The sequence below is a fragment of the Phyllobacterium zundukense genome (assembly GCF_002764115.1).
GTDB classification, from domain to species: Bacteria; Pseudomonadota; Alphaproteobacteria; order Rhizobiales; family Rhizobiaceae; genus Phyllobacterium; species Phyllobacterium zundukense.
Window position 1 is genome coordinate 368598 of sequence record NZ_CP017943.1, and the last position, 24572, is coordinate 393169.

Sequence of the window (24572 nt, forward strand, 5' to 3'; positions counted from 1 at the left end):
TACACCCTGACCGGATAGTTCCAAAGAGTGCAGTTTCGGCAGTGAAGCTGGGTGAGTGAGTGAAAGATTTGCTTTGGAAGACAATGCTGTGGCGACTTCGCTCGTAAGATTGGCTGTTGCACGCGTCAAAATAGGCTGTTTGTTGCTTTTAGCTTCGGCCCGATCCTTACAGGCCCAAGAACAATCGGGCTTCGAAGGCGCTCGGCTCATTCAGAAAAGCAACACTTCCCAAATGACCGTCCAGTTCCATAAGTATCCTTATGTGATCTGTTATTGTAGCGCCCGTTTAGTAATGTCTCACTCGGCCCGATTAGAGATGTCACACTGCCCGCGTGTTTTTGCGTTCTTGGCGGGTGGCTTTGCTTATGAAGGTTTTGAGTGTGAGCGAACGAGAGATTTCACGGATTGATACGCTTGGTCGGGTTCTGGAAGGACGCCTGACGATTGTACGTGCAGCAGATATTCTGAGCCTGTCGCGACGTCAGGTTCACCGTTTGCTGGCGACACTACAACGTGATGGACCGTCCGGGCTGGTTTCGAAGAAGCGTGGCCGCACCAGCAATCGCGCTCATTCAACGGCATTCCGTCAGCATGCGCTTGCTCTTGTGCGTGAGCATTATAGCGATTTCGGTCCAACACTGGCTGCGGAGAAACTCCTCGAACTGCACAGCATGCGCATTGGCCGCGAGACATTGCGGTTGTGGATGAAAGATGCTGGCCTGTGGCTTACGCGGCGGGATCGCGGGCCGCGCATTCAGCAGCCACGGTATCGTCGTGATTGCTATGGCGAGCTGGTCCAGATCGACGGTTCCACGCACCATTGGTTTGAGGATCGTGGCAGCAAATGCACGTTGCTGGTGTTTATCGACGATGCGACGAGCCAGCTTCAACACCTGCAATTTGCCGCATCGGAAAGCGCTTTCGATTATATGCGCGCCACGCGGGCCTATGTCGATCAGCACGGCAAGCCAGTCGCATTTTATTCAGACAAGCACGGGATTTTCCGTGTCTACAAGCCTTCAAGGAAGGCTGAACAGCCCCCGATGACGCAATTCGGCCGGGCTCTCGCCGAGCTGAACATCGATATCATCTGCGCCAATTCGAGCCAGGCCAAGGGCCGGGTCGAACGTGCACACAAAACCCTGCAGGACAGGCTTGTGAAGGAACTACGACTACAAGGCATCTGCGACATCGGATCCGCGAATGCCTGGCTTCCGACCTTCGTGGCGGATTACAACAGCCGCTTCGCCAAACTGCCGCGCTCCGATCACAACATGCATCGGCCCCTCGCCCAATACGAAGATGCCGATGCGGCGCTGTGTATCAAGGAGAAGCGGACCGTCTCGTATCAGCTCACGCTGCAATATGACCGCATGCACATTCATCTCGATGAGACGGAGAAAAGCCGCTCGCTGCAGCGCAAGGAGGTCATGGTGCATGACTATCCTGATGGTCGGCTTGAGGTCGTGCATGATGGCGACGCGTTGCCGTTCACGGTATTCGACAAGGTGCGTCGGGTGGAACAAGGAGCGATCGTGGATAATAAGCGGTTGGGAGAAGCCCTCGCCTACATTGCCGAATTGCAAAAGGAACGGCCCTCGTTGCGTGCAAAAAGTGCACCACGGCGGCGAGGACAGGCCAACTCTGCCTTTGGTTGAATGCCAGCCTGTGTGACATTTCTAATTGGCACACTCAGAGACAAAACTAACTGGCTTTGACAGTTATGTCATAACATAACCAACTGGCAACTATGATCCCGGCTGTTCCCTTCGGTTGGTATGTGCACGGGATTTCCAGCGCAAGGCGCGGCTATTTTGAGGCGCTGGAGTTGTATCGCCAGGCACACGACCGTCCGGTTGCGTTCTACTCCGACAAGCATTCGGTGTTCCGGGTTGGGAAGACGGACGTGAAGCGTGATGAGGCTATGACCCAGTTCGGCCGGGCGCTGTCGGAACTCATTGAGATATTGTGTGCCAATTCGAGCCAGGCGAAAGGCCGGGTCGAGCGCGTCAATAGCACCTTGCAGGACCGCCTGGTCAAGGAGCTGCGGCTGACCGGCATCAGCGACATCGCCGCCGGCAACGCCTTCCTGCCCGGCTTCATTGAGCGGTTCAACCCCAGGTTTGGGATCAAGCCCATCAAGGCAGACAATTTGCACCGGCCCTTGAACATTGCGCCCAACAGCCTGCAAGAGATGCTATGCCGACGAGAACAACGGTATGTTCGGGCAGCAAGTGACGTTCTCCTTCGAGCGCCAGCGGGCCATGCTGGAGGAGAATGAGGTCACACGGGGTCTGGTCGGCAAATATGTTGATCTCTATGCCTTTGCTGATGGGCGTTTCCAGGTTCGCTGGAAGGGTGTTACCCAGCCCTGTACGCTCTTCGACAGTGCGCAGCGCGTCACCCAGCTGCCATTACCGAGAGCAAGCGACTCGGCGATGTCCTTGCCTTTATCAAGGAGCGACAGGATCAGTTTCTGCCACCCCCCAAGGTGAAGACCAACAGTGAGGTCAATGGCTATCAAAAACGTGGCCGCAAATCACCTGGACGAAAGGGCTGGGTTGGCCAGATGATTGATCGCCGCGCCCGTGAACAAGTGGCAAGTGCTCCTTCTACAGTCGCCGGGTAGGGCTGCGATATTGAGGTCTCCGCCCTACCCGGCGACGAGCCTCGGCGGCTGTCAGGATGACATTTCTACTTTGCGAGAGATGCGACATTTCTAATTGGTTGCAACATTCATGTAGCCGGGTGGGTCCTATTTTCGGACCATTTTCTCCCCTCGCCCAAAAGCGCATTGGCGATGATTGCAAGCTTGCGCATGATGGCTGTTAGGGCAACCTTTCCCTCGTCGGCAAGCCGATGAACGCACAACCCGGTAAAAGATTTGCTGATCGAGCCGATCTGAAAGAGGTGAGACGGATGGACCGCGTCGACCAGGCAGAACGTCTTGCCGGGCAGCCCGAATTCGGCAATCTCTTCCTTCGTATACCCGACAAGCTTCTCGAAAATGTTCTCGTATCGATGCCCCAAAGCTCCATGCGAGCGAACAGTTACCTCGCTGGCGCCGCTTGCGGCAGTTTTACTTGCTGCCAGAACGATTGAGGCGGTTCCGGCGGCTATGCGCCCCTTAACGAGGTTGCGTCGGGAGATCGTCATGTTCCAGTTCCCTCTCCGGATGGTGGTTTGAGTTAGTGACGCGGTTGATCCGCTGGGTCGGCTCCACTCACTGCGTTGCAGCAGATCACACAGATGGACAGCGGCGGCCTATCTGCCATTGCGGTACCACCGCAGTGACATGCAGGAGAGCCCGGCGTCGATCTTTTCGATTTCGGCAGTCTTCAGCGGCACGACCTTGTAGCCTTCCCTGTCGAGCATCTCGAGGGTGCGCGGGTAATGGGCACTTGCGAACACGACGTCATTGACTCGCAGCACATTCGCCGCCGGCTCTTCACCTTGCGGGACAACGATCTTGCGGAACCCCTCGAACACGGCAGCGTCGGCAAGTGCAGCCGTGGAAATGACGGTTCTATTGTCGAGCAGCGAGGAAGCCGTCTTGAAGTGCAGAACACCTTTCGGGGTTTCGGCAACCTGGGCCTTTCCGCCGAGTTTCTCGATGCAGGAAACAAGTGCCTCTGCGCCCATCTTGTCCGTGCGTGCGGAGAGGCCGATCAGTACGCCCTTCGGCGTGTACATGATGTCGCCGCCGTCCGCCTGCCCCGGAGCCGGCAATTCGAGCACCGTTTCGAACATCTCGCGCAGGGTTGGTGCAATTTCCGCTGTCTCATTGACACGGCTTGGCGTGCCAGGACGGAGCAGGATAGCGCCGCCGGTAAAAACGAGTGCAGGATCCTCGACGAAGATGGAGTCCGGGAAGGACTCAAGAGCAGGAAGGACGGTCACCTCAACGCCTGCGTTGCGCATGGCCGCAATATAAGCATCGTGCTCGGCCTTGACGCCTTCATAGGTCGGACCACCCCGATCGTCTGTCCGCAGGCCGTTTACGACGGAGGTGGAGGGCTGGCGCACGATTGCGGAGTTGAACTCATAGACAGATCTGGTCTGCGACATTTTTTGCTATCCTTTAGTTTCGATGATGGTCTGCCGCCACTCATTTGGCCGCGAATAACAGGTGTTCCGTCAGGGCTGTGCGCCGTGACAGGTGAATTCCGGCGAGCATGCATCGAACCGAGCCTCCGGCAAGTTCGATCGTCGAAACGTCGAAGGGCAGCAACTGTGCAGACTGCTCGATTATCTTGATTTGGTTTTGGTCGAGCGCCGCATGGGCACGAGCCGAAAGTACGACGACGCGGCCTTCCCTGCCTTCCAGCTCGATGGCATTGCCGGTGAAGCTCTCGATCTGCCCGATCGAAAGCTCGATGACCTTGCGTCCGGTCTCCTCGAGCCTAGCAACGATCTCCTGCCGACGCCGAAGATCGGGGATCATCTGCGTCCCGAGCAGCGCAAAATCCGTCCCGATGCACATCAGCACGTTGGTGTGGTAGATCGGCTTGCCGCTGCGATCCACGGCGTCAAAGACCATCGGTTCGAAGTTGAAATGTGTGCAGAACCGTTCGAGCGCGACTTCGTTGGTCCGGTTGGAGCGTGCCGCATAAGCGACTCGGCCAATGTGATCGAGTACCATGGCTCCGGTGCCTTCGAGATAGACGTTGTCTTTCTCGAGGCCCGAATAGTCGATGACATCCTGGACCCGGTACTCGCTTTTCAGCATCTCGATCACGTCGCTGCGACGCTCGTTTTGCCGATTGGCCGAGTACATCGGGTAGATCGCGACATGCCCGCCGGAGTGGGTCGAGAACCAGTTATTGGGAAAGACGGAGTCGGGCGTCGTGACGGTCTTGTCTTCGAAAACGTGAACTGTAACGCCAGCATCGGCGAGACCTTCCGCCATGCGGGTTACCTCGTCGAAGGCCCGGCTCGCAATGGCCGCGGCGGAACGCTTCTCGTCGTTCGACTGGAATGCATTGTCCGAGGCGGTCATTGGGTTCGGGGTAAAATGATGCGGCCGGATCATCACCACGGACTTCGGGGCTTGCACAGACTGTCTGCTCATCATAGTGCTCCAGCCTTGGCTGCCACTGGAGCCGCTTTCGCGGCCCGCAGGATCATCCCGAAGAGATCGCGCGGCTCGTCGGGGTCGGCGAGCAGGTCGAGCTCTTCGTAAAGCCTAGTCTCCTTGAGTCGGTCGCGGACGTATCGAAGCGCGGAGAAGTCCTCGATGGCAAAGCCGACAGAATCAAACAGTGTGATCTGGCGTTCTCCAGTGCGACCTAGCGCCTTGCCTGCAATGACCTGCCAGAGCTCGATCACCGGGTGGTCCGGATCGAGCTGCTGGATCTCGCCTTCGATCCGTGTCTGGGGAGGGTATTCCACGAAGATGTCTGAGCGCAGCAGGATGTCGTGGTGGAGCTCCGTCTTGCCGGGGCAGTCACCACCAACGGCGTTGATGTGAATGCCGGGGCCGACCATGTTGTCGGTGAGGATCGTCGCATTCTGCTTGTCGGCCGTGACGGTGGTGATGATCTCCGCCCCCTCCACAGCCTCCTGCGAGGAGGAGCAGGCCTTGATCTCGAAGCCCATGCCGGCCAGGTTCTTCTGGCAGCGGGCCGTGGCGGACGGATCAATGTCATAAAGACGGAGTTTGTCGACGCCGAGGATCGCCTTGAAGGCGATCGCCTGGAATTCCGACTGCGCACCGTTGCCAATCATCGCCATGATACGCGCACCCTTGGGCGCGAGATATTTCGCGGCGACGGCGGACATGGCTGCGGTCCGAAGTGCCGTGAGGATCGTCATCTCAGTAAGCAACATCGGATAGCCGTTGCCAACGTCTGCGAGGACACCAAAGGCCGTCACGGTCTGCCGCCCGGAGCGCGTGTTCTTGGGATGGCCGTTGACATATTTGAAGCCGTAAGTCTCACCATCACTGGTCGGCATCAACTCGATGACGCCCTCGGCGCTGTGCGAGGCGACGCGCGGGGTTTTGTCGAAGGACTCCCAGCGCCGGAAATCTTCCTCGATGTAGGCGGCAAGCTCGATGAGGAAGCGTTCGACGCCGGTCGCGAGCACGAGCTTCATCATATGGTCAACGCTGACGAAGGGGACAATATTGAGTTTTTCTTGCATGGCTTTATAGCTCCTTGTGGGGCGGTCGATAATGCGGCGGCCCATGAGCCTCGCGACAAGATCGACCTGGAGGACCGCGGTGCGACCACGCTCGTTCAGAAAGGGGTTGAGTTCGACCAGATCGAGGCTGGTCACCAGGCCGGAATTGCGAAACATCTCCATGATCAGATGTGCTTCACGGAAGGTGGGTCCGCCCGTCACGGCGCCGACCGCCGGGGTAACGGCGAGGTCGAGGAATCGGCCTCGCCAAAAGGGGCTGCCGTCGGTGTCTGTTCGACGGCAGCCAGGTTGCCTCGATTCGAGGCCGGGGAAACAATGATACTGGTCATTCTGGTGCTCTGCTGTTTCAGATTGATTGCAGGGGACGATATCGGGCTGCATCCCTCGGCAAATTCTCGGCCCTGACTACGCTACGGCTGTGAAGTTCGCTCGGAAACCGATGCGTTCTCCCCAAATTGAGATCGAAGGCCGTTCCAAGTGGCGGTACTCAGTAGTGCGCAGTGGCAATGAGTTCGATTAGGGTACGTTTCCCTAGATCGTCGCCCGCGTCGGCAGATCGTCCGGTGCCAACCACTCTTTCCACACTGCGTCCATGTCCGGTTTGACATTCATGTCCGTGATGAAAATCGTTGCTGAGAGTAGCTTCGATCGATCAGACCCCGATTCTCTCAGGTACGTGTCCAGCTTGGCCAAGACCTCTCGGGTCTGGCCGGCCATATCGAGGCTATCGTCATCGGCCACAATACCGCCGATGTAGGCTATGCCATTGTGCTTGACGACGCGGTGCAAGGTGGGCGTACGAAGTAGCCGTTCGGTCATGATGAATGTCCTGTTTCTTTCAATTGGTGATCGACGGGATCTCTCCCGGTCACGGCCTTCAAGGCGCGGGGCGCATGCGGAAGGCCCGCTAATTCGGCGAGGCGGACTGGCTTTACCGGTGAGCGAAGCCGGTACGTGCCCACCTCGCATGGGCTCATTCCTTTTTCGTCTGCCATGATTTCGGTGACGGTGGCAGCGCAGAGCCGCCCTTGGCACGGCCCCATCCCGCAGCGAACGAAAGTCTTCAACTGATTCGGACCAGGTGGTCCGAGCGCAATAGCCTCGCGAAGCTTGCCCGCCGTAATCTCCTCACATCGACAAACGATTGTTTGAGGATCGGGAGGGGCAAGAAAAGCATGCCGCGGGGTGTACAGTGCATCCAGAAAGTCCCGTCCCCGAAAATAGCGCTGACGCCGTTGTTGAAGCTGCTTGATAGCTGTATCCGCAGCATGACGTTCCGTAAGCCTGAGGTCTGAAAGAGTAGCCAGCGCGGCAACGCGTCCGCAAATTTCCGCCGCTTGAGCGCCCTCGATGCGGGCGCTGTCTCCCGCAATGAGGATGCCACGCTTCAGCGTGCGTCCCTCGGCATCCGTTGCCGGCTGAAAAGCACGTTGGCCCTCATTCCACGTCAAAGGGCAACCGGCTGCACTTGCCAGATTGATGGAGGGGATAATCCCCTGGTGCAGCAGCACGGTCTCGGCCTGAAGTGTATCCGTTTCATGGCGAGTTGCGAAACGAACACCTTCAGCATGTTCTCCCCCCAGAATGGCGAGCGATTGGACTCCGGTCACCACACGAATATTGCGCTTCGTTTTGAGCAGCAGGCTAAGCCCCTTGGACAGGTAAGGCGAAAGCAGAAAGCCTGGCAGGTGGCGTAATGCACCCCACCGGAGCAGCGATTGCGACGTGTCGAGCAGGGTCATGTCGCGCGCGCCAGCATCGATGAGCTGGCTCGCTAGCAAGTAAAGAAGGGGCCCGCAGCCCGCGAGAACAATCGGAGCACTCGGCACGACGCCGGAGGATTTGAGTGCGATCTGGGCTGCGCCCGCCGTCATCACACCCGGTAGTGTCCAACCAGGCACAGGCATGGGTCGTTCCTGTGCGCCGGTCGCAAGGATTATGCCAGCCGCTTCGATTATACGCGCGGCGCCAGCTACAGTTAGACCGACACGATGATGATCGTTCCCGTCACCCTCTTCCGCGGGTTCGATGCTCCAGACCGCAGCGCTCGGAACGTAATCGGCATTGCTTTCCGCGAATGAACCCGCGAGCGGTTTTCCCTGCCAATAATCGGCGCCAAGGTACTTCCGTTTGCTTGGCTGGTTGCGCGTAATCTCCCGGTATATCTGGCCACCAGGACGGGGGTTTTCATCCAGCACGGCGACACGTACGCCGGCCTTTGATGCTTCTATGGCAGCGGCCATCCCCGCGGGCCCGGCGCCAACAACGATCAGATCGTATACAGGGAGCAGGTCTTCTGCCTTGGACACAAGCCGCACGGTCATGGCTGCCGCCCTTCGCCGCCATCGAGACTTGCCATCGGATGCGATGCACCTTGTTGGCTGAGCACCGTCATCCCCTCCTCAACTTCGACAAGGCAGGCTTGGCGGTTTTGAACGCCATCAACTGTCACGAGGCACTCGAAGCAGACGCCCATCAGGCAGTAGGGAGCACGTGGCGCATCGCTGACGACGGATCGACGGACATAATCAACGCCGGCGGCAAGCAAGGCAGTGGCAAGCATGTCTCCCCGCTCCGCCTGCATCTGCACGCCATCGAAGGTGAAGGAAATGGGCTGCTCGATCTCACGCAATCTGCTGAGCATGAAACCTCCTTGCGGAAAATGGGGAAAGGTCTTCGCCAAGCTTCGAGGCGGCAATCTGCGGCGTCACGATCAGCGAATGGTTCGCCGCCAGTGTCACCCCCGAATGGCAAGCCACCAGGAAAGCACCCGGATGGTATGCCGACTGATCGTAGATGGGCACACCATCCGCAGTCTTGACCCTGAAACCGGACCAGCTGCGCACCACATTCAAGTCTGCAAGGGCCGGGAAAATCCGGATAGCGCGGCTCGCAAGAACGGCACTGATGTCCGAAGACGTCGCGATGTTCGAAGTGTCTGTCTCTTCGCTGTCGCCGATCATAATGCCGCCCTCATCGGTCTGGCGGATCGTTGGCGACAGACAGGGTAAAAAGGGTTTGCACTTCTCGGTGACAAGAACCTGTCCCTTGCTTCGCTTAAGCGGACAGGCAAGGCCGACCATTGGGGCAAGCCTTTCATTGTCCAGACCGGCCGCCAGCACAATCTTGCGGGACAGAATGGAAAAACCGTCGCCCTGCAGGATGAATCCATTGGCAACCGGCTGGATGGCGTTCACCTTGTGATTGGGCCGATAGCTCGCCCCTTTCCTATCCATTGCGATGTGGAGCGCATGAAACAGCCGCAGCGCATTAACGTGCCCATCTGCCGCGGAATAGACAGACCCAACGACATCGGGTCCGAGGTGCGGGACCCGGTCGCGTGTCTCTTCTCTGGTCAGCACCTCGAAGGCGGGAGCGCGGCCAGCGGTTTCGGCAGCGATACACTCCATATCCACTCGAAAGCTCTCGAGTTCCTCATCCGACAACGCAAACGTGAAGGCGCCCTGCTGAACGAGGCCCACGTCGATACCGCTATCCTGAGACAGCGCCTCGGCCATGATAGGCCACATTTTCGCAGACCTGTCCGACCACAGAGCGTAATGAGGAGCATGCAGTCCTTTCCCTTGCACCCAGACCAATGCAAAGTTCGCCCTCGACGCCCTGAGGTCCAGATCCGAGCCATCCAGGACGAGCGGCTTCATGCCTGAGCGAGCCAGTCCCCAGGCAATGGACGCACCAACGAGGCCGCCGCCAATGATGGTCATGTCAGCTTCTTGCATTCGATCGCCACCACATCGTGATTGAAGGGCTGGTCATTTCCACGCTCCAAGCACGAAACTGGAGGTCGTCAGCCGACGCACGTGTGCCTCATCGATCCCGACGCCCAAACCTGGACGCTCCGGCAAATGAACGATCCCGTTCCGCACAAGAGACGAGAAGTCGGTCGGGTCTTCGGCCAACCGCAAGGTCGACATGAAAGCGTGCCCGACGTCCACGAGGTTTCTGACAGTGACGGCATGTTGGAGCGAGGCCGCCTGCGTGATGCCGAATTCGATCATCGAATTCATGTAGCAGTCGATGCCGAAGGCCTCCGCGGCTGCGGCAATGCGCTGCGCCCGCAAGGGGCCGCCGTTCTTGCTGCTCTTGATGCTGAAGACCTTTGCCGCCCCACTGCGAGCAAGCCGCGCAGCGTCGGTGAGGTCGATAATCGATTCATCGGCTGATATCGGGAGACGGCTTTCGCCAGACAGCAGAGACATGCCTTCAACGACGTTGATGGCCAGGGGCTCTTCGACAAAGGCAACTTTCGAGCCGGCGATCCCCGCCAGGAATTCACGCGCCTGATCCAGGCTCCATCCCTGGTTGGCATCTGCTATGAGCTTGATGCGTTCTCCGTAGCGTGCCTCGAGTGCAGCAACGCGCTGGATCTCGCTGCCGATCGGCGACGTGCCCATCTTCAACATGAAGCTGGAAAAGCCTTGCGCGGCCCGCTCTTCGATGATTCGGATATCGTCTTCGGCAGTGCCATTGCTCAACGGCCACAATACCGGCAGTGAGCGGCGGATCGGCCCGCCAAGCAGCGTCGCAATTGATACACCCATCCTTTTGCCGAGAATATCCAGCAACGCCATGGTAACCGCACCTTTGGCGCAAAGGTGGCTCGGCAGAAGCGAGTCGAGCAAAGCGTCAATTGCGCCGGGCGCCGGTTCCGATGCGGCGAAAACTGCGGGCAATAGTGTGTCCTTCAGGGCCTGCATCACGCCGGCGGGCGTTTCGCCATCTACGGTTTCAGCAGGGTTGGCTTCTCCCCAACCCTCCACGCCGTCGGAATCGGTCAATTTGACAAGCACCGCCTGAGTTGCGATCAACACACCCTCAGTCAGCTTGTAAGGCGTGGAGAGCTTCGCCTCTATTTCGAACACTTCAGCCCTTACGATCGGGGCCATTGTCTTGCTGGGTGATCTTTCGTTCATTTTGATTCCTGAAACTACGGACAATGTTAATCGTGCAGGATGGGCCCAAGCCCGTGGCGCCACCACGCCACTAATGCGTTGCCACGGCGGCCGTGGACCGCAACGCACGGTCGGAGCGCAGGTGCGGATTGAGCCATATCTCAATCAACATGACGGCACGGGTGACGATGAAATTGATCGACAGATAGATTGCGCCTGCGATCACGAAGATTTCGACTGGCTGAAACGTGTTGGAGATGATCTGTTTCGCCACACCGGTGACTTCCACAATCGTGATTGTCGAAGCAAGCGACGTCGACTTGATCATGATGATGATTTCATTGCCGTACGCAGGGAGGACCTGCCGCATTGCGATTGGGAAGACAATGCGTCTGAACAGGAGGATACCGGACATCCCGACTGCTCGGGCCGCTTCGATTTGCCCCCACGGCACGGCTCGAATGCCACCCCGAATGATCTCGCTGGTATAGGCAGCCGTGTTCAGGGTGAGTGCCAGGATCGCGCAGAACCATGCATCCCTGAAGAGCGTCCACAAACCGAAGTATTCGAAGAAGGCTCTGAACTGCCCAGAACCGTAATAGATCAAAAACATCTGCACCAATAACGGTGTTGACCGCATGACATAGACGTAACCATAGCCGAATGAAGCCAGTACACGGCTTTTCGACAGTCGCATCAAGGCGATCGGCAAGGCGACCAGAAAACCGAGAGAAATCGATATGGAAGCAAGCGCGAGTGTCGTGGGAACGGCTGACAGAAGTCTCGGAAAGGACTCCCGGATAAGATCGAAATCCATTTACTGGCTCCTTATTCCGCGGTTGGCCCATTTTTCGGCCATGATGAACCCTCGGTTGGACACGGAGGTCAGCAAGAGGAAGAGGAGGAAAGCTGCAAGGTAGAACGTGAACGGTTCCTTTGTGGAACCAGCCGCAACAGCGGCGGCGCGCATGATCTCGACCAGGCCGATGACCGATATCAGTGACGTATCCTTCAACGTGAACTGCCAGACGTTTCCCATGCCCGGCAGCGCAAATCGCGCTGCCTGTGGGATTAGGATTCGACGCAGACGAAGGGATGGTCCCATCCCAATCGCTCTTGCCGCCTCGATTTGCCCTCTCGGTACTGCGAGAACAGCGGCACGGATAACCTCGGTCGCGTAGGCGCCGGCACTTACACCGATGCACAATATGCCGATGGCAAATACCGGCGGCTCGACATATCCCTCGAAGCCAAAAAGCGAATTGCCGAGGTAACGGAGCAGTGATCCACCCCCGAAAAAGACGAGGAAAATTACGAGAAGCTCCGGGACGCCCCGCACAACGGTCGTGTAGACGTCACCAAGAAGTCGAAGCGACCAGAACCTGGAAAGCTTTGCAGCGGCAAAAGCTGAACCAAGAAGGATGCCGATGGCGAAGGCGCAGGTTGCAATCACAAATGTCATGACCGCGCCACGCGCCAGCTCGTCGCCCCAGCCGGCATCACCCCATCCAAGTAGTGTGAGATCCATGGTTTGCACCCTATTTTTTGAAATAGCGGTGATGCCGGAGCGCCGAGCGAAGCAGGCCCGCGCTCCGGTACCATCGTAAAATTATTGCTGTGGCGTGGCGTCGTAGCCGAACCACTTCGTCGACAGCTTTTGCATTGTGCCATCGGCAATCGCTTCGCTGATCGCCTTGTTGAACATCTCGCGCAGCTTCTCGTCTTCCTTGCGGATGCCGATCCCGGTGCCCTTGCCAAAAGGTCCGCCGGTCATGTTCGGGCCGAAGATTTTCAGATTCTTCCCTTCGGGTTTCTCAAGCAAAGGCTTGAGACGAGCCAGAGAGGACAAGCTCGCGTCGATCCGTCCGGAGTTCAGATCGAGGATCATGTTGTCGGCAGTATCGTAGCTCACCAATTCAACACTCGGCAGCAGCTCTCTCATGAAAGCCTCGGTCGTCGTGCTGACCTGCACACCGACTTTCTTTCCTTTGAAGGCAGCAGCCAGTTGGTCGAGCACCGCCCGTTCCTCTGGGCTGACATCATCCAATGCAAGGCTGTCCAACTCGCTCTTGACTTCAAGCAACGGGCTGCCAGCCGGGGCGATGAAGCGGATCTGTGTCCTGATATATGGCTGAGTGAAGGAAATGACCTTTTCGCGAGCAGGTTGGATATCCATCGCGGCGAGGATCACGTCATAGCGGCCGGCGACAAGTGACGGAATAATCCCGTCCCAAGCCTGTTCAACGACCGTGCACTCGACTTTCATGCGACTGCACAGGTCCTTGCCCAGGTCGATATCGAAACCCATTAGGTTGCCGCTGGCGTCTTTGTAATCGAATGGAGCATAGGAGGCCTCGGTGGCAATCTTAATGCTCTTGTAGTCCTTTGCCACTGCTGGCCCGGCAAGGACCACGGCGCCGGCTAGCATTGCAGCAACCAGGACATTCATTTTGAAGATCTTCATCTGTTCACCTCTGTTGTTTCGTTTTTTGTTAGATGTTGCCAATCAATGCAGCGATAATGTTCCCTCACAGAACGCTTGCGAGGAACTCTCGACACCGCGGCGAAGAAGGGCTCCGGAATACTTCGTCTGGCGTACCTTGCTCTTCGATCCTCCCTTTCTCCAGAAAGATGACCTTGCTTGAAACGTCGCGCGCAAAACCCATTTCATGTGTGACCACGATCATGGTGCGGCCTTCTTCCGCGAGCTGCCGCACGACCTTGAGAACCTCGCCCACCAGCTCTGGATCAAGTGCGGACGTCGGCTCGTCGAAGAGGAGAGCCGACGGCTGCATCGCAAGTGCGCGGGCAATGCTCACGCGCTGCTGTTGCCCGCCAGACAGCTCGGAGGGATAGCTCGCATGCTTTTCGGCAATTCCGACCTTCCTCAGGAAATCCATGGCTCTGTCGCGCACTTCATTCCTCGGCTGCTTGAGCACATGGACTGGCCCTTCCATGACGTTCTCAAGAACGGTCATGTGCGACCATAGATTGAAGCTTTGGAACACCATGCCGAGTTGCATCCGCATTCGATCGATCTTCTTGCGATCGAGCCCGACCAGACGGCCTTTGCGGTCCGTTTCCACGGTGATTTCGTCCTGACCGACCGCGATCCGGCCTTTGCTCGGCGTTTCGAGAAAATTCATGCAGCGCAGGAACGTGCTCTTGCCGGACCCTGAACTGCCGATAATCGAGATCACGTCGCCTCGGCTGGCTTCAAGCGAGATTCCCTTGAGCACTTCCAGGGGCCCGAAATTCTTATGTATGTCTTCCGCAATGAGGGTTGGCTGGCCGACATCCTCCTCAGCAGCCTTCCTATTGAGCATCACAGCATCCTTAGACTTAGCGTTCGTGGCTGAGGCAGCCGCAAGAAACGGGCTTGACGACCTCATGATTATTTCCTCCCATTTGCAGCGGCCTTGCGCCCGCTTGTTGCTGCATGCTCTTGGGCATGCCTCATCAAGCCCTCTTTCCCACCCAGGACATGAGCCCTCATAAGAGCTGCTGCTTCTTCAGCCTTGCGATCCCGAATGGCTGACAAGACGCGCTTTTCTTCGATGTTCCCCGGCTCCCCCAGTCCTAGGCGCGAAAACTTCCGGCGAAACAGGACAATCTGCCCCCAAACGCCCTTCAACATTTCGACGAGGTTCTGGCTGCCGGACATGGCCGCAACGATCCGGTGAAAGTTGACCGCGTACTCGAAAATGGCCGCCTCATCGCCACGATCAATTGCGCGGTCCATGTTCTCCAGGCATTGGGCCAAGAGGTTCAGATCGTTTTCGGTGCGGTTTTTCGCAGCCAATTCTGCAGCGAGCGCCTCCAAACAAGCGCGAATGTCGTAAAGCTCCCACGCCTCTTCAGGTGGCATGTCGCGAACAAACGGCCCTTTGTTCTTGGTGATTTCGATCAACCCGTCCTTCTCGAGCTGCCGAAGTGCCTCACGAACGGATGCCCTGCTAACGCCGAGTGAGGCAGCCAGCCGGTTCTCGTTCATGTGCTCACCGGGCAGCAGCTCCCCTGACAGTATCTTCTCATGCACCTGCTGATAGACGAGTTCCGAGATGGAAACATTCCGGAGAACGTTAAGGCTGCTGGTGACACTTTGTTTCTCAGCCTGGCTATTCTGCATGGGACCTCTCAATGAACTTTGTCAGGCATAGCTTGCCGAATGCCGATTGCCGGCAATCTGCACTAACCAATCGTCTGTGTCAAGCATGCCATGGCTCGAAGTTGCCTTTTGGCCAGGTTGAAGCACCAATGTTGGACGCTAGAGCACGTCCGTTTAATCGGGATCACAATCCTGCACCCGGCAAGTTGCGCCATGAAGTTCTAATGGAAGACGCCATAACGACGCCTTGCTGTTTCAAATCGGTGACAATCGTCAGCAAATGCGAAAGAGAGCGGCAAGCCGGTCGAGTTTCCAGATCACCAGGCAATCACCGGATCGCAAGTCATCGAGAGGCCTTGAGGACGGGACGATCATCGCCCAGCGGCAAACCAGCCGTTCGGCTCCTGTGATGCCGTCGGTAAGCGCCGCTTCGTCGCCATCGTCGAGGCCGAACAGGATGTCTAGGAGCGGGAAAGTGCCGTGGTAGAAGGATATCCAGCGGAATACGCAGGATGGGTTGTGCAAACTTTGAGTTGACCGTTTTCGATGGCGAGGCGACACTTACAACCTGCAGCAAAGCAGGAGGAAAACGATGGACGAGCCAGACCGCTGGCACCACATGACAACCGCGCCGAAGGACGGCAGTCGGATCCTCGTCACGATCCGCCCGTCCGAACAGGGGCCGGCAGAAGTTGACCTCGCGTATTGGTCGCATGGCGATCAGTTCGGTGCAGAAGGCTGGCGTGCTTCAGATTCCTCTCCCGGGCACATCATCGAATATGCCGAGCCGGAATTGAAGTGCTGGATGCCGATGCCCTCGGTCAATCTCAATCGCACCTCAATGCCCTCACCCTGGGAAGGCGACGACGCCCAAGAGCTCGACGGATCAGGGATTTGAGAACTCGCGTCGCCATGTTGCGAAGAATCGATACGCGGCAAGCGGCAAAATCCAGTTGAGCATCCAGCTTCATCCTTCGCGATGGAAATGCAAGCGTCCGGTCAGCCGATACTTCCGTCTTACGCCCGATACCATGGCTACGGCTGATGAAGATCTGCAAAAAGCTCGGGTTCTCTTTCTGGCATTATCTTAGCGACGGGTTTGGAAGCCACATTGCTTCTTTCCGCCCCCATGTTACGCGACCCTCAAAGCTGGCGGGATCGCAGACCTGTTGGCCGCAGCCAACTGACCCATTTCGCACTAATCGCCCTGCTCCGGTTAGGGCGTCATTCATTTGGGCCGGCCACTAAGCCAGCTTGAAGTCCGGATCGTTCCAAGGCGACCCAGTAGGTTCCGCTTTTTCCGCCATGTATGCTTCGATGGCGCTGATCGATCCCTGTATTGCACTGAGTGCAATAAGCGATTTGTCATTCTCTCCGCTCTTTAATATCGCAGTTATTGCGATAGACCGTCTGACCTTAAGCCTGGCCAGTAGTTCGCTGTTGTCCATTTCTTTCCCTCCATTGGGTTTTTTCACGCGGCAAGCGGTCATTCTCAGGAGTCCCCGTAAGCACCAAGAAAACATGCGCACCGGCAAGCTCACTAGCGGTTCGCCCTGCTGTTTTTCCGTCGGGACATCGCCCATCTTCACAATCATTGAATTAAAGCTCGACAAAATAGCCTGGGTCGCCGACAGCAGCGTCTTGCCTTCCGCCTCATCGTGGCGCTGCAGGAGATCGGTACAGAATGACGCGCCCGGTTGGAATGATCTGGGAAAGATAGTCGAAATCCCGGATGTTTCCGGTAAGCACACTCGCACCCAATTGCCGCGCCTGCAGGAAAATCAGAGCATCGTTGACAAACCGGCGCTCGAGACCCTTACCCTTTGGCAAGTTGCTCAACCGAATGAGCAACCCGGCGAGGACGCCGGCTTGCCCCCAGGTAGCTGCGTCCGGCGCATGAAGTCTGTGCTCCGGTATGTCCTCTACCGTCGCCTGAATTGTTTCCAGGGCCGACTTCGTTGAAGCCTGTTTCGGATCCAGGCGGCCAAACGCGTGGGTCAACTCAGAGAGACACACAGCCGAATGGTGACATAGCCGATACGTTAGAAGCGCATCGACCTCTGCCGGCGATCGCCCCTGCAGCACATCCAGATAGACGCTGGTGTCAAGAAACAATGGACCACCAATGGTTGGCTCGCCATCTACCCAAGGCAAATCATCATCGGCCCGACGTTCGAGCCTTCCCAGGCGTTTCTGGGGCTTCAGTGATCGGAGCGTCTCGAACAGATCAAACCCCAAGATCGATGTCCGTTGGAATGCTGCCTTTCCGGCCGACGAGGCGGGCGCCAAAATCGTCCCCCAGTGCCAACCGCGAGAGTGCCAGTTCCAACAGTTCGGTGTCGGAAGTAACGTGAGCTCGCTTCTTCGCGGCTTCGATCAACTCCGATGGTACACGCCCCGACAACCGTGTATTTTTCGCGGTGCCGAGAAGGCCAACGGCCCGCGCTTGCTCAAGCACGAGCTTGTTGCGGGTCAACGCAACCTTTGCCTCGCTTTCTGCAGCGGAACGGATTTGGGTACCCATGCATGCCTCCTGTGTTCAACATAACACGGATACCGTTCCACATGAAAGCAAGGCGCATCTTTAGGTCGGCCGCGGGCTTTTTCTTTGTATGAAGGGCCATTTCGGGGCATGGCCCATGCGTTGGCGTCTAGCCCAGGCGAATGCTCTGGACTTCCGGGCCTTTCTTGCCTTGCCCGCATTCGACAAAAACCTTCTGTCCCTCCACCAACACGCTGAGCCCTGAGCGGGTCAGCGCTGTGGCATGGACGAAGACGTCCTTCTCACCGTTATCGGGAGCAATGAAGCCGAAGCCCTTTTCGGAATTGTACCATTTGACCGTGCCCGCGCTTTCCAGCTGGTCACCTGTCTCGGCATTGGACCCTCCCGCGCGGTGCGGATGTGCTGGAGTTTTAGCGATCTGGTGGTCGATTTCCAGGACTTGCACAACCTGATGGCCTCTTGGACTTTCTTCGACCGTGACCTTGAGACGCGTCCCCTCGGAAACACCGCGGCTTCCGGCTGCCTCCAACTGTCGGACGTGCAGATAGGCCTCCGTGCCATCCGACAGTTTGACGAAGCCAAAACCCTTGCTGGCGTTGAACCAGATCACCTCCGCGTCGACAGGGTCTGCGGTCATAGTCGGCGCGCGCTGAAAGTAGCTTGGCTCGGACGTCCGTTCCGAAAAGGAAACGAGGTCATCGTCATGCCGATGCCGGCGTGGCTCGCGATGGTCTCGATATTTGCCCATGATCGTCTCGATTGGCATGGAGGGCACACTGCGCTTCCGTGAGGATAATATTACCATCGGACGACGCGGTCGTGTCAAATGCAATTATGGCGCATGTCTCGCTTTCGCAATGAGATCCTGACGTCGCGACAGGCTCAGAATATCGGCTGCACGTACAATCGTTGTAACGACTTCCAAAAGCCTGGCTCACCGGTTTACGAAAACTCCCGCAAAATGGACGTTTCTATTTTAGCTCCCGCTGAAAAGTATGACTCAACCGCGAACTCCAGGCCGAAAGGCTGACTTACGGTCAGATTCGTGTACGCGCGCTATCTTTCACATGCGATAGATAGGGGCGCGGATCTCATCCAGAAGATCATGTCCCTTCCAAGTCAATCGATAGCCAGCCAATGGTGGTGAATTCTCCAGGAAGCCTTCGGTATGGAGAAGCCGAACGTGGGCAACAACGACTTTCTGATCGAATCCTTCAACAATAGTGTCTCCACCTAAGAGAAGTTTGCCAGCGGGAACAACCTCAAAAGCACCGCCGCTTTACAAGTTGTCATCATACCGGTTTTTCTTTAGTTGCTGAGGGTGTGGCAAAACGTTTGGGGAATGAAACGATGTCGATTGACTGGATCCCAAGACTTCGAGGACACGCGGATCTTGTAAAACGGCTGGTGGAGGAAGTGCCTCAGGCTCTCGACCGACCTGGGCTAAGTCTCGATCACGCCAAACGTTTGCGCGCAGTCATTCAAAAAGGGCAGCGTGATTTTAACGAAGTTCTTGAGCTGATGAATGAACAGGATGTCGACGAGACATACCGCAATGCCGCAGACAACCTTGCAAAGATATGGTCCCATTTCGTTGATGCCGCTGCCGATAAAATTCAAATGCTGGAGGATGAGGTATCTGCCGAAACGGATCATGAGGATGAACAGACTGGAACCGGATGAGTAATTATTCGGATTCCGCACGATCTGCAGGCTAAGGGGTCGCGCTCGGCCGAATTCGACACAGGATCGGAATAGAATGGGTCGCCGAAACCTCTTGTCGCTCTTCGCGTCAGGGCGCAGCATTTTAGAAGATCAAGGTTCGCTTGGTCGCGGTAAATAATGATCGGCGTTGTCAGAAGTGCTTGACATAAAGGGAGGTCACAACGATATTAAGCCTAACAACACCTCCCACGCCTCTTAACAATGCGCACCAGGGAGGTTTTCTTTTGCCCCGAATTCAGTTCGACAAGCCAGCTCTATCGATTAAACAGCATATCGAACTCCTGCGGGAGAGAGGGCTGGCGATCACTGACGAAGCGTTGGCTAGAGAGTATCTGCGATATGTAGGATATTACAGGCTTTCAGGGTACATGCTGCCTTTTCAAAAAGGCGGACAAGGCGAAGACAGACACAGGTTCGTTAATACTCCAAGCTTCCACGACATCGTCGATCTTTATACCTTTGACCGGAAGCTGCGGTTGTTGCTCTTGGACGCCATCGAGCGTATCGAGATCGCGTTGCGCGCGGCGCTCTCGACTGTACTTGCAGTTGATCATGGGCCGCATTGGTATCTGGACCCCACGCACTTCGATCCAAGGTACGACCACGGCGATTTTCTCGAGCGTGCGAAGAAAGACATTGGACACAACGAGCCAAGACGCCGCGATCTGTTTATGGCCCACTATTACGATCACTATTCGAATCCTCCTATGCCGCCAAGCTGGATGCTATTCGAAGCGCTTTCCTTTGGGCCTGTTTCAATGGCAATAAAAGGTCTGGAAAAGGGAAACCGGAAGAGAATAGCCAGAGAATTCAGCATTCCTGAGCCAGCGATGAAATCATGGCCGCATTGTTTGTCTTACATCCGAAACCTCTGCGCACACCATTCCAGGCTGTGGAACAGAACCTTCACAATCAGGCCATTCGCGCCGCGAGAGTTCGCCGATGATTTTGCTGATCAGGGACGCATATACGCGCAACTGGCGGTCGCGCAAATCTTCATGAAGAAGATATCACCAATGTCTCAATGGTCGGACCGACTGCAGGCATTGCTCGATGAATACCCGGCAATTACCCCTGCCCGCCTTCATTTTCCGAACCGGTGGCAGCAAAGAGCGGTATGGCGTTGAGTCGCCATGCTCATCAAGCGGTGACGCCTACAAGCGACGCCCCCCGAACGAGAACCGGCAATGGCCGGTTCTCTGATCTCTAGTCTCACTGTTTTTGCCGATGCACGTTTTTTGCGTCTGCGCTTTTTTCGGTCTCCTGCTGCTTCTGCTTCAGGATTTCGGCCTGCTCCTGCGCCAGACGCTCAACCTGGGGTGACTGGTTGATATCGTCGGCATAGGCCGCTTCGGATCCATCTCTACCGCATTTTGAGCACGTTGTGCCGCACCCGCCTCGGCCTGCGTGCGATAGGCGTGATCGCTGCCGCCGCCATCTATCGGCTTCTCATTGGTCCTGGATCATTCCGCGGCCTGTCTTGTCTCGCGGTGCGCCTTGTTCTCGGTTTTTGTCCGCACGGTTTCCAGCGCAATACCGGTTTCTGCGCTGGAGCGATTCAAACCTTCCTCCTGCACCGCAGCGCGCACGGCCTCACGGTCTTTTCTGTCGTTGATCCTGACCATGGCGCCGGTATCAGTGAACGACGGCCACTGGGAATCGGCCTCTTCTGGTGCGCTCGAAGGCTGGCAGTGTCGCATCGAATCGCTTGCTTTCAATCCGTCGCTTCGAAAACCTCCGGTTCAAACTCTCTTACGCCCTCGTCTTTGGCAAACAGGACACAGGGGCCGTTGGAACCACGAGGGTCGTAGGCGAAGCCTTTCGCTGCCAAGGCCTGTGTAATTTCCCGAATGCCGGACAATCCGTAGAGGTGGTCGTGCAGTTCAAGGAAGATTCGCTCGATATGGGGGAGTTCAGATCGTCCAAGTAAATCTCGCTCAGCGCCCTCAATGTCCATGACAAGAACGTTGATGGCATGATCCGCAATGAATTTATCGATGTTGATCGACACCAGTGATATTTCGCGCTGGTAGGGTCCTTGATTTTTGTCCATGGACGACATCCAGAGATCCTCTCGAACATAGAACGGCAAGATACACGGTTCACCTGCAGTCAATATTCCCTGGGCCAAAACGACATTGCCAAGGTCGTTTGCACTGATCACACGATGGGCAAGTGCCGCTGTGGATGGGTTTGCTTCGAATGACCACACCCGGACCCCCGGGGCCTTTGCAATAAGCGACGTGATGATGCCGATCCCTGTCCCAAGCTCCAGCACCCGATCATTCGGCCGCACGGCCTTGAAGACCGACTTGGCCTCTTTGGCTTCGTAGCTGCCACTTGTAAGCGCCTGCCAGATAGCGGGTGAAACCTCATCAGATGTTAGAGGTACCCTAATTCCGTGAACCGTCAGTAATTCCAAACCAAACTCCTTTGGTTGCCTATCGGGTTGCAGCTGCCAGACGGGGAAACAACCGCCTGCACCGACTTTCCTTTTTCAAAGCATAGCTATGTCTTAGGACGACGATGTGAAACTGAACGGAACGTTTTATCCTCTGCCAGATGCCGTTTTGGCATCGATCAGATTTCCGCAATCTGTCGAATCATCGTAATTGACAACTTGGCGAAGGTGCTCCAATCGCGATGCAGGTGCGGGCATGCCCAGCAAGTAGCCTTGGACCTGCTCGCATCCAACCTGTTTGACGCATGCGAACTGCTCTTCGGTTTCGATGCCTTCAGCGATTGTGGTCATCCCCAGGCTTCGCCCGACCCCTGTCACCAATTCGACGATGGCGAAGGCATCCGCGCGGGTTGTAACGTCGCGGATAAACGAGCGATCGATTTTGATTTTATCGAAGGGGAAACTCCTGAGGCTGCCAAGTGACGAGTATCCAGTTCCAAAGTCGTCCATCGCAATCTGGATGCCGATTGCCTTCAATTGCGTCAAAGTGTCGAGCGTCTGTTCATTCTTGTCCAGGAGTACCGATTCGGTGATCTCAAGCTCAAGTCGGTTCGGATCGAGACCACTTTGAGTGAGTATGGTAACGACGCTCTGAATAAGATTTCGGCTGCGGAACTGTACAGGCGACAGATTGACCGCAACTTTGAGCGACCTTGGCCAACGGGCTGCCTCCAGGCAAGCCGTTCTTAAAACCCACTCCCCCAATTCATGGATCAGCCCGATATTTTCGGCGACCGGAATGAATTCTAACGGGGGGACTTGGCCGCGTACGGGATGGAACCACCGCAGGAGGGCCTCATAGCCACAAATCTCGCGTGTAATCGTGTTGACTTGCGGTTGGTAGAACACTTCCAGCTCTCCATTACGCAGCGCCTGCTTAAGATCTGCCTCGAAAGACTTTTTCTCCGTCAATCTTGTTTGCATCTGGGATTGGAAAACACAAACATGGCCAGAGCCGAGAGACTTTGCTTCGTAAAGCGCAAGGTCCGCGTGCTTGAACAGTTCATCTGCGTCGGGTTCCGCTTCCGATATGGCAACGCCGACGCAAGTACCGATTTTGATCTCCCGTTCACTGACCTGGTAGGGAAAACTGATTTCATCCATCACGTGACGGGCAAAATCGAAAGCCTGTTTGTCGGTCAGACCCGCGCTGAGGATCGCGAACTCATCGCCGCCTAACCGACAGATCAAGTCGCCTTGCCGACTGAGTTTCGTGAGGCGACTTGCGACGGCCTGGAGAAGACCGTCACCGACGTCATGCCCCAGCGTATCGTTCACATCCTTGAAACCATCGAGATCAAGGAGAAAGATCACGGCAGTTGGTCCGCCAGCTATCGCAGTTTTCAACCGCGCTTCCAGGTCTGAGCGAAACAAAATACGATTGGGAAGCCCGGTGAGCGCGTCATGGTGGGCAACATGTTTCAGACGATAGTTCTGAAGCGTCAATTCCCCTGACGCTTCGCGGAGGTTATCCGTCAAATCCTTCATCTTGCGGTGAGCACCGTCCAGGAGACTGTTGTGGTGCAGGAGCAGAACAACCAGCCCCACCCCGCAGAGAATGAGCCCGCCTGCAAGCCCGGTATAGACCAGATGGAGCTGTCTTAATTCTGCTTGGGCCGCGTCGATCAAGCCCACATCGAACTCAACCGCAGTGGATGCAAGCGCAGTCATGGATGCATCCAGAGCGGTCATCGATTGCAGCATGGTCTTGATACCTTGGGAATCCAGGCTGTCCAGACGCTGATCCAGCATGTCTAGAACATCACCAAGCTTCACAAGCAGCTCGCGTCGCTGAGGATCCAGCTCCACAAAAGCACCTAGATTGCCGTGCTTCAACAGTTCCACGCGGCCAATCATAATATCAAGACGGAGGCGGACCTCATCGCGATCAACATCCATGCCCAAGGCATAGGCAGCGAGGCGATGCTCCAGCCTCATATATTCGGACAGCGTCTGAGCCACGGCCCAGGAGTCGTTATAACGGGCAAACTTCTGCAGCGCAGTTTGCCGCTCGGCAATGACATAGGCGATGTAGGCCGTCGCCACCACAAAGCAGCAGATGATGATCCCGAGTATCCGTTTCACGCTGTGTCTCTATTCGATTATCAGCTTGGCCACCTGCCACGCGGACCGGGTGTAATAGGTCTGGCTTTGCAGCTGCGGATCGCTGTCATAAGGATAGACAATGAACAATGGCCCTTTATCGCGGATGGGCATGTAATTCCCATCGCGCTTCAGGGCGAGCACGACCTTGAATTTCTTGAAATCATCCAGGGGAATCGTGGTCACGTAGTCGTTGAGGGCGACTGCCGTCACTTTCGTTCCTGTCGCCCCCACCAGTTCCATCAGCTTATCGAGAGGTACGCCCTCGAAGCGTACGCGGGTGTCGTACCATGGAGTCGCCGTTTCGATGGTCTGCAAGCCAATTTCTTCCAGCATCGCGCGGTCGAATTCTGCCGCGGAGCCATTGTTCGTGTTTTCGATTTTTCCGGATACAATCAGAATTGCCTTGCCTTCAGGCTTGGCAAGCGACCCGGCGAATGCATTTGAAATCGTGATGATCGACAACGCGATAGAGACCAAAAGGCGGATAAAGTTCATTTGCATATCTCCGTTATATTGAGGTTATTAGAGCAAGCAGACTAAAGCGGCATCAAAAAATGACATAGCTTCGCCTCCTTGCTGGCTGGGTGAGATGAATGACCTTCAACGAAGTGC

Annotated in this window: 27 protein-coding genes and 3 pseudogenes; 5 read left to right on the forward strand and 25 right to left on the reverse strand. The window is 56.5% G+C overall.

Translation table 11 applies throughout. The features are described from left to right. Positions 1 to 365 precede the first annotated feature (365 nt). Together BLM14_RS27410 and BLM14_RS27415 are read left to right on the forward strand one after the other, a co-directional pair. Positions 366 to 1658 carry an ISNCY family transposase gene (locus BLM14_RS27410; RefSeq protein ID WP_100003215.1) on the forward strand — a complete coding sequence of 431 codons (1293 nt, stop codon included), beginning with the start codon at positions 366 to 368 and terminating at the stop codon, positions 1656 to 1658. A 149-nt stretch (positions 1659 to 1807) separates the two neighbouring features. Beyond that, positions 1808 to 2629: pseudogene (locus tag BLM14_RS27415) on the forward strand (transposase family protein); the annotation flags it as partial. Positions 2630 to 2736: 107 nt separating this feature from the next. Here the strand turns inward: BLM14_RS27415 and BLM14_RS27420 are convergent. The 17 genes and pseudogenes from BLM14_RS27420 to BLM14_RS27490 form a co-directional block, all read right to left on the reverse strand. Further along, positions 2737 to 3156 (reverse strand): serine hydrolase, encoded by a 420-nt coding sequence (locus BLM14_RS27420; protein WP_100003216.1) that lies wholly within the window; start codon positions 3154 to 3156, stop codon positions 2737 to 2739. Between the two features lie 108 nt (positions 3157 to 3264). After that, on the reverse strand, positions 3265 to 4068 hold the full coding sequence (locus BLM14_RS27425; protein WP_100003217.1) for a dimethylarginine dimethylaminohydrolase family protein: 804 nt from the start codon (positions 4066 to 4068) through the stop codon (positions 3265 to 3267). Between the two features lie 40 nt (positions 4069 to 4108). Continuing rightward, on the reverse strand, positions 4109 to 5071 hold the full coding sequence (gene ctlX, locus BLM14_RS27430) for a citrulline utilization hydrolase CtlX (RefSeq protein ID WP_100003218.1): 963 nt from the start codon (positions 5069 to 5071) through the stop codon (positions 4109 to 4111). Then, entirely contained in the window at positions 5071 to 6144 is a 1074-nt protein-coding gene (locus tag BLM14_RS27435; protein ID WP_165788419.1) for an ornithine cyclodeaminase, read from the reverse strand. The genes ctlX and BLM14_RS27435 overlap by 1 nt, the downstream gene beginning before the upstream one ends. 102 nt (positions 6145 to 6246) lie before the next feature. After that, positions 6247 to 6525: pseudogene (locus tag BLM14_RS32245) on the reverse strand (arginase family protein); the annotation flags it as partial. A 150-nt stretch (positions 6526 to 6675) separates the two neighbouring features. Further along, the gene (locus BLM14_RS27440; RefSeq protein ID WP_335672093.1) at positions 6676 to 6963 is read right to left on the reverse strand and encodes a RidA family protein; all 288 of its coding nucleotides are present in this window, start codon (positions 6961 to 6963) and stop codon (positions 6676 to 6678) included. Further along, positions 6960 to 8468: an FAD/NAD(P)-dependent oxidoreductase gene (locus BLM14_RS27445; protein ID WP_100003220.1), complete on the reverse strand. Its 1509-nt coding sequence runs from the start codon at positions 8466 to 8468 to the stop codon at positions 6960 to 6962. Before BLM14_RS27445 ends, BLM14_RS27440 begins: the two co-directional genes overlap by 4 nt. Continuing rightward, entirely contained in the window at positions 8465 to 8788 is a 324-nt protein-coding gene (locus BLM14_RS27450; protein ID WP_100003221.1) for a (2Fe-2S)-binding protein, read from the reverse strand. The genes BLM14_RS27445 and BLM14_RS27450 overlap by 4 nt, the downstream gene beginning before the upstream one ends. Further along, positions 8769 to 9884: an NAD(P)/FAD-dependent oxidoreductase gene (locus tag BLM14_RS27455; RefSeq protein WP_100003222.1), complete on the reverse strand. Its 1116-nt coding sequence runs from the start codon at positions 9882 to 9884 to the stop codon at positions 8769 to 8771. Before BLM14_RS27455 ends, BLM14_RS27450 begins: the two co-directional genes overlap by 20 nt. A gap of 33 nt (positions 9885 to 9917) precedes the next feature. Beyond that, a complete protein-coding gene (locus tag BLM14_RS27460) occupies positions 9918 to 11078 on the reverse strand; it encodes an enolase C-terminal domain-like protein (protein ID WP_100003223.1) in 1161 nt (386 codons plus the stop codon). A gap of 70 nt (positions 11079 to 11148) precedes the next feature. Next, a complete protein-coding gene (locus tag BLM14_RS27465) occupies positions 11149 to 11874 on the reverse strand; it encodes an ABC transporter permease (RefSeq protein ID WP_100003224.1) in 726 nt (241 codons plus the stop codon). After that, positions 11875 to 12585, reverse strand: a complete 711-nt coding sequence (locus BLM14_RS27470) for an ABC transporter permease (RefSeq protein WP_100003225.1) — start codon at positions 12583 to 12585, stop codon at positions 11875 to 11877. 81 nt (positions 12586 to 12666) lie between these two features. Further along, entirely contained in the window at positions 12667 to 13521 is an 855-nt protein-coding gene (locus tag BLM14_RS27475; RefSeq protein WP_100003226.1) for a lysine/arginine/ornithine ABC transporter substrate-binding protein, read from the reverse strand. Between the two features lie 64 nt (positions 13522 to 13585). Next, positions 13586 to 14383: an ABC transporter ATP-binding protein gene (locus BLM14_RS27480; RefSeq protein ID WP_100003420.1), complete on the reverse strand. Its 798-nt coding sequence runs from the start codon at positions 14381 to 14383 to the stop codon at positions 13586 to 13588. 68 nt (positions 14384 to 14451) lie between these two features. After that, positions 14452 to 14967 carry a GntR family transcriptional regulator gene (locus BLM14_RS27485; protein WP_237143691.1) on the reverse strand — a complete coding sequence of 172 codons (516 nt, stop codon included), beginning with the start codon at positions 14965 to 14967 and terminating at the stop codon, positions 14452 to 14454. 24 nt (positions 14968 to 14991) lie between these two features. Further along, positions 14992 to 15186 (reverse strand): annotated as a pseudogene (locus BLM14_RS32855) (GntR family transcriptional regulator); the annotation flags it as partial. 252 nt (positions 15187 to 15438) lie between these two features. Continuing rightward, on the reverse strand, positions 15439 to 15690 hold the full coding sequence (locus tag BLM14_RS27490; RefSeq protein WP_100003228.1) for a hypothetical protein: 252 nt from the start codon (positions 15688 to 15690) through the stop codon (positions 15439 to 15441). A 67-nt stretch (positions 15691 to 15757) separates the two neighbouring features. On the opposite strand from BLM14_RS27490, the gene BLM14_RS27495 reads away from it, so the two are divergent. Next, the gene (locus tag BLM14_RS27495; protein ID WP_100003229.1) at positions 15758 to 16063 is read left to right on the forward strand and encodes a hypothetical protein; all 306 of its coding nucleotides are present in this window, start codon (positions 15758 to 15760) and stop codon (positions 16061 to 16063) included. Positions 16064 to 16409: 346 nt separating this feature from the next. On the opposite strand, the gene BLM14_RS27500 is transcribed toward BLM14_RS27495, so the two are convergent. The 4 genes from BLM14_RS27500 to BLM14_RS32500 all read right to left on the reverse strand — a co-directional run bounded on the left by BLM14_RS27500 (position 16410) and on the right by BLM14_RS32500 (position 18416). Further along, the gene (locus BLM14_RS27500; RefSeq protein WP_100003230.1) at positions 16410 to 16760 is read right to left on the reverse strand and encodes a hypothetical protein; all 351 of its coding nucleotides are present in this window, start codon (positions 16758 to 16760) and stop codon (positions 16410 to 16412) included. 58 nt (positions 16761 to 16818) lie between these two features. Then, positions 16819 to 17403, reverse strand: a complete 585-nt coding sequence (locus tag BLM14_RS27505; protein ID WP_100003231.1) for a type II toxin-antitoxin system VapC family toxin — start codon at positions 17401 to 17403, stop codon at positions 16819 to 16821. Further along, on the reverse strand, positions 17393 to 17689 hold the full coding sequence (locus tag BLM14_RS27510; RefSeq protein ID WP_100003232.1) for a hypothetical protein: 297 nt from the start codon (positions 17687 to 17689) through the stop codon (positions 17393 to 17395). The genes BLM14_RS27505 and BLM14_RS27510 overlap by 11 nt, the downstream gene beginning before the upstream one ends. A gap of 127 nt (positions 17690 to 17816) precedes the next feature. Then, positions 17817 to 18416 carry a cold-shock protein gene (locus BLM14_RS32500; protein ID WP_100003421.1) on the reverse strand — a complete coding sequence of 200 codons (600 nt, stop codon included), beginning with the start codon at positions 18414 to 18416 and terminating at the stop codon, positions 17817 to 17819. 602 nt (positions 18417 to 19018) lie between these two features. Between BLM14_RS32500 and BLM14_RS31365 the strand changes: the two genes are divergently transcribed. Continuing rightward, positions 19019 to 19351, forward strand: coding sequence for a hypothetical protein (locus BLM14_RS31365; protein WP_133123929.1), 333 nt, complete (start codon positions 19019 to 19021; stop codon positions 19349 to 19351). 266 nt (positions 19352 to 19617) lie between these two features. Continuing rightward, entirely contained in the window at positions 19618 to 20520 is a 903-nt protein-coding gene (locus BLM14_RS27525) for an Abi family protein (RefSeq protein WP_100003234.1), read from the forward strand. A gap of 336 nt (positions 20521 to 20856) precedes the next feature. On the opposite strand, the gene BLM14_RS27530 is transcribed toward BLM14_RS27525, so the two are convergent. From BLM14_RS27530 to BLM14_RS27545, 4 genes are all read right to left on the reverse strand, one after another. Continuing rightward, positions 20857 to 21111, reverse strand: a complete 255-nt coding sequence (locus BLM14_RS27530; protein ID WP_100003235.1) for a hypothetical protein — start codon at positions 21109 to 21111, stop codon at positions 20857 to 20859. Next, complete coding sequence (locus BLM14_RS27535; protein ID WP_100003236.1) at positions 21108 to 21815, reverse strand: FkbM family methyltransferase; 708 nt, start codon at positions 21813 to 21815, stop codon at positions 21108 to 21110. The genes BLM14_RS27530 and BLM14_RS27535 overlap by 4 nt, the downstream gene beginning before the upstream one ends. 126 nt (positions 21816 to 21941) lie before the next feature. Continuing rightward, on the reverse strand, positions 21942 to 23939 hold the full coding sequence (locus BLM14_RS27540) for a putative bifunctional diguanylate cyclase/phosphodiesterase (RefSeq protein ID WP_100003237.1): 1998 nt from the start codon (positions 23937 to 23939) through the stop codon (positions 21942 to 21944). Between the two features lie 9 nt (positions 23940 to 23948). After that, positions 23949 to 24455, reverse strand: coding sequence for a putative pterin-binding protein (locus BLM14_RS27545; protein WP_100003238.1), 507 nt, complete (start codon positions 24453 to 24455; stop codon positions 23949 to 23951). Positions 24456 to 24572: the final 117 nt, after the last annotated feature.

What these genes read in the sequence shown, in the direction of transcription:
- BLM14_RS27460 (WP_100003223.1), bottom strand. Translation starts at nt 11,078, where the DNA reads ATGAACGAAAGATCACCCAGCAAGACAATGGCCCCGATCGTAAGGGCT.
- BLM14_RS27455 (WP_100003222.1), bottom strand. Translation starts at nt 9,884, where the DNA reads ATGCAAGAAGCTGACATGACCATCATTGGCGGCGGCCTCGTTGGTGCG.
- BLM14_RS27410 (WP_100003215.1), top strand. Translation starts at nt 366, where the DNA reads ATGAAGGTTTTGAGTGTGAGCGAACGAGAGATTTCACGGATTGATACG.
- BLM14_RS31365 (WP_133123929.1), top strand. Translation starts at nt 19,019, where the DNA reads ATGTCGATTGACTGGATCCCAAGACTTCGAGGACACGCGGATCTTGTA.
- BLM14_RS27425 (WP_100003217.1), bottom strand. Translation starts at nt 4,068, where the DNA reads ATGTCGCAGACCAGATCTGTCTATGAGTTCAACTCCGCAATCGTGCGC.
- BLM14_RS27480 (WP_100003420.1), bottom strand. Translation starts at nt 14,383, where the DNA reads ATGCTCAATAGGAAGGCTGCTGAGGAGGATGTCGGCCAGCCAACCCTC.
- BLM14_RS27500 (WP_100003230.1), bottom strand. Translation starts at nt 16,760, where the DNA reads ATGATTGTGAAGATGGGCGATGTCCCGACGGAAAAACAGCAGGGCGAA.
- BLM14_RS27450 (WP_100003221.1), bottom strand. Translation starts at nt 8,788, where the DNA reads ATGCTCAGCAGATTGCGTGAGATCGAGCAGCCCATTTCCTTCACCTTC.
- BLM14_RS27440 (WP_335672093.1), bottom strand. Translation starts at nt 6,963, where the DNA reads ATGACCGAACGGCTACTTCGTACGCCCACCTTGCACCGCGTCGTCAAG.
- BLM14_RS27545 (WP_100003238.1), bottom strand. Translation starts at nt 24,455, where the DNA reads ATGAACTTTATCCGCCTTTTGGTCTCTATCGCGTTGTCGATCATCACG.
- ctlX (WP_100003218.1), bottom strand. Translation starts at nt 5,071, where the DNA reads ATGAGCAGACAGTCTGTGCAAGCCCCGAAGTCCGTGGTGATGATCCGG.
- BLM14_RS27420 (WP_100003216.1), bottom strand. Translation starts at nt 3,156, where the DNA reads ATGACGATCTCCCGACGCAACCTCGTTAAGGGGCGCATAGCCGCCGGA.
- BLM14_RS32500 (WP_100003421.1), bottom strand. Translation starts at nt 18,416, where the DNA reads ATGGGCAAATATCGAGACCATCGCGAGCCACGCCGGCATCGGCATGAC.
- BLM14_RS27495 (WP_100003229.1), top strand. Translation starts at nt 15,758, where the DNA reads ATGGACGAGCCAGACCGCTGGCACCACATGACAACCGCGCCGAAGGAC.
- BLM14_RS27435 (WP_165788419.1), bottom strand. Translation starts at nt 6,144, where the DNA reads ATGCAAGAAAAACTCAATATTGTCCCCTTCGTCAGCGTTGACCATATG.
- BLM14_RS27465 (WP_100003224.1), bottom strand. Translation starts at nt 11,874, where the DNA reads ATGGATTTCGATCTTATCCGGGAGTCCTTTCCGAGACTTCTGTCAGCC.
- BLM14_RS27445 (WP_100003220.1), bottom strand. Translation starts at nt 8,468, where the DNA reads ATGACCGTGCGGCTTGTGTCCAAGGCAGAAGACCTGCTCCCTGTATAC.
- BLM14_RS27510 (WP_100003232.1), bottom strand. Translation starts at nt 17,689, where the DNA reads ATGGGTACCCAAATCCGTTCCGCTGCAGAAAGCGAGGCAAAGGTTGCG.
- BLM14_RS27475 (WP_100003226.1), bottom strand. Translation starts at nt 13,521, where the DNA reads ATGAAGATCTTCAAAATGAATGTCCTGGTTGCTGCAATGCTAGCCGGC.
- BLM14_RS27470 (WP_100003225.1), bottom strand. Translation starts at nt 12,585, where the DNA reads ATGGATCTCACACTACTTGGATGGGGTGATGCCGGCTGGGGCGACGAG.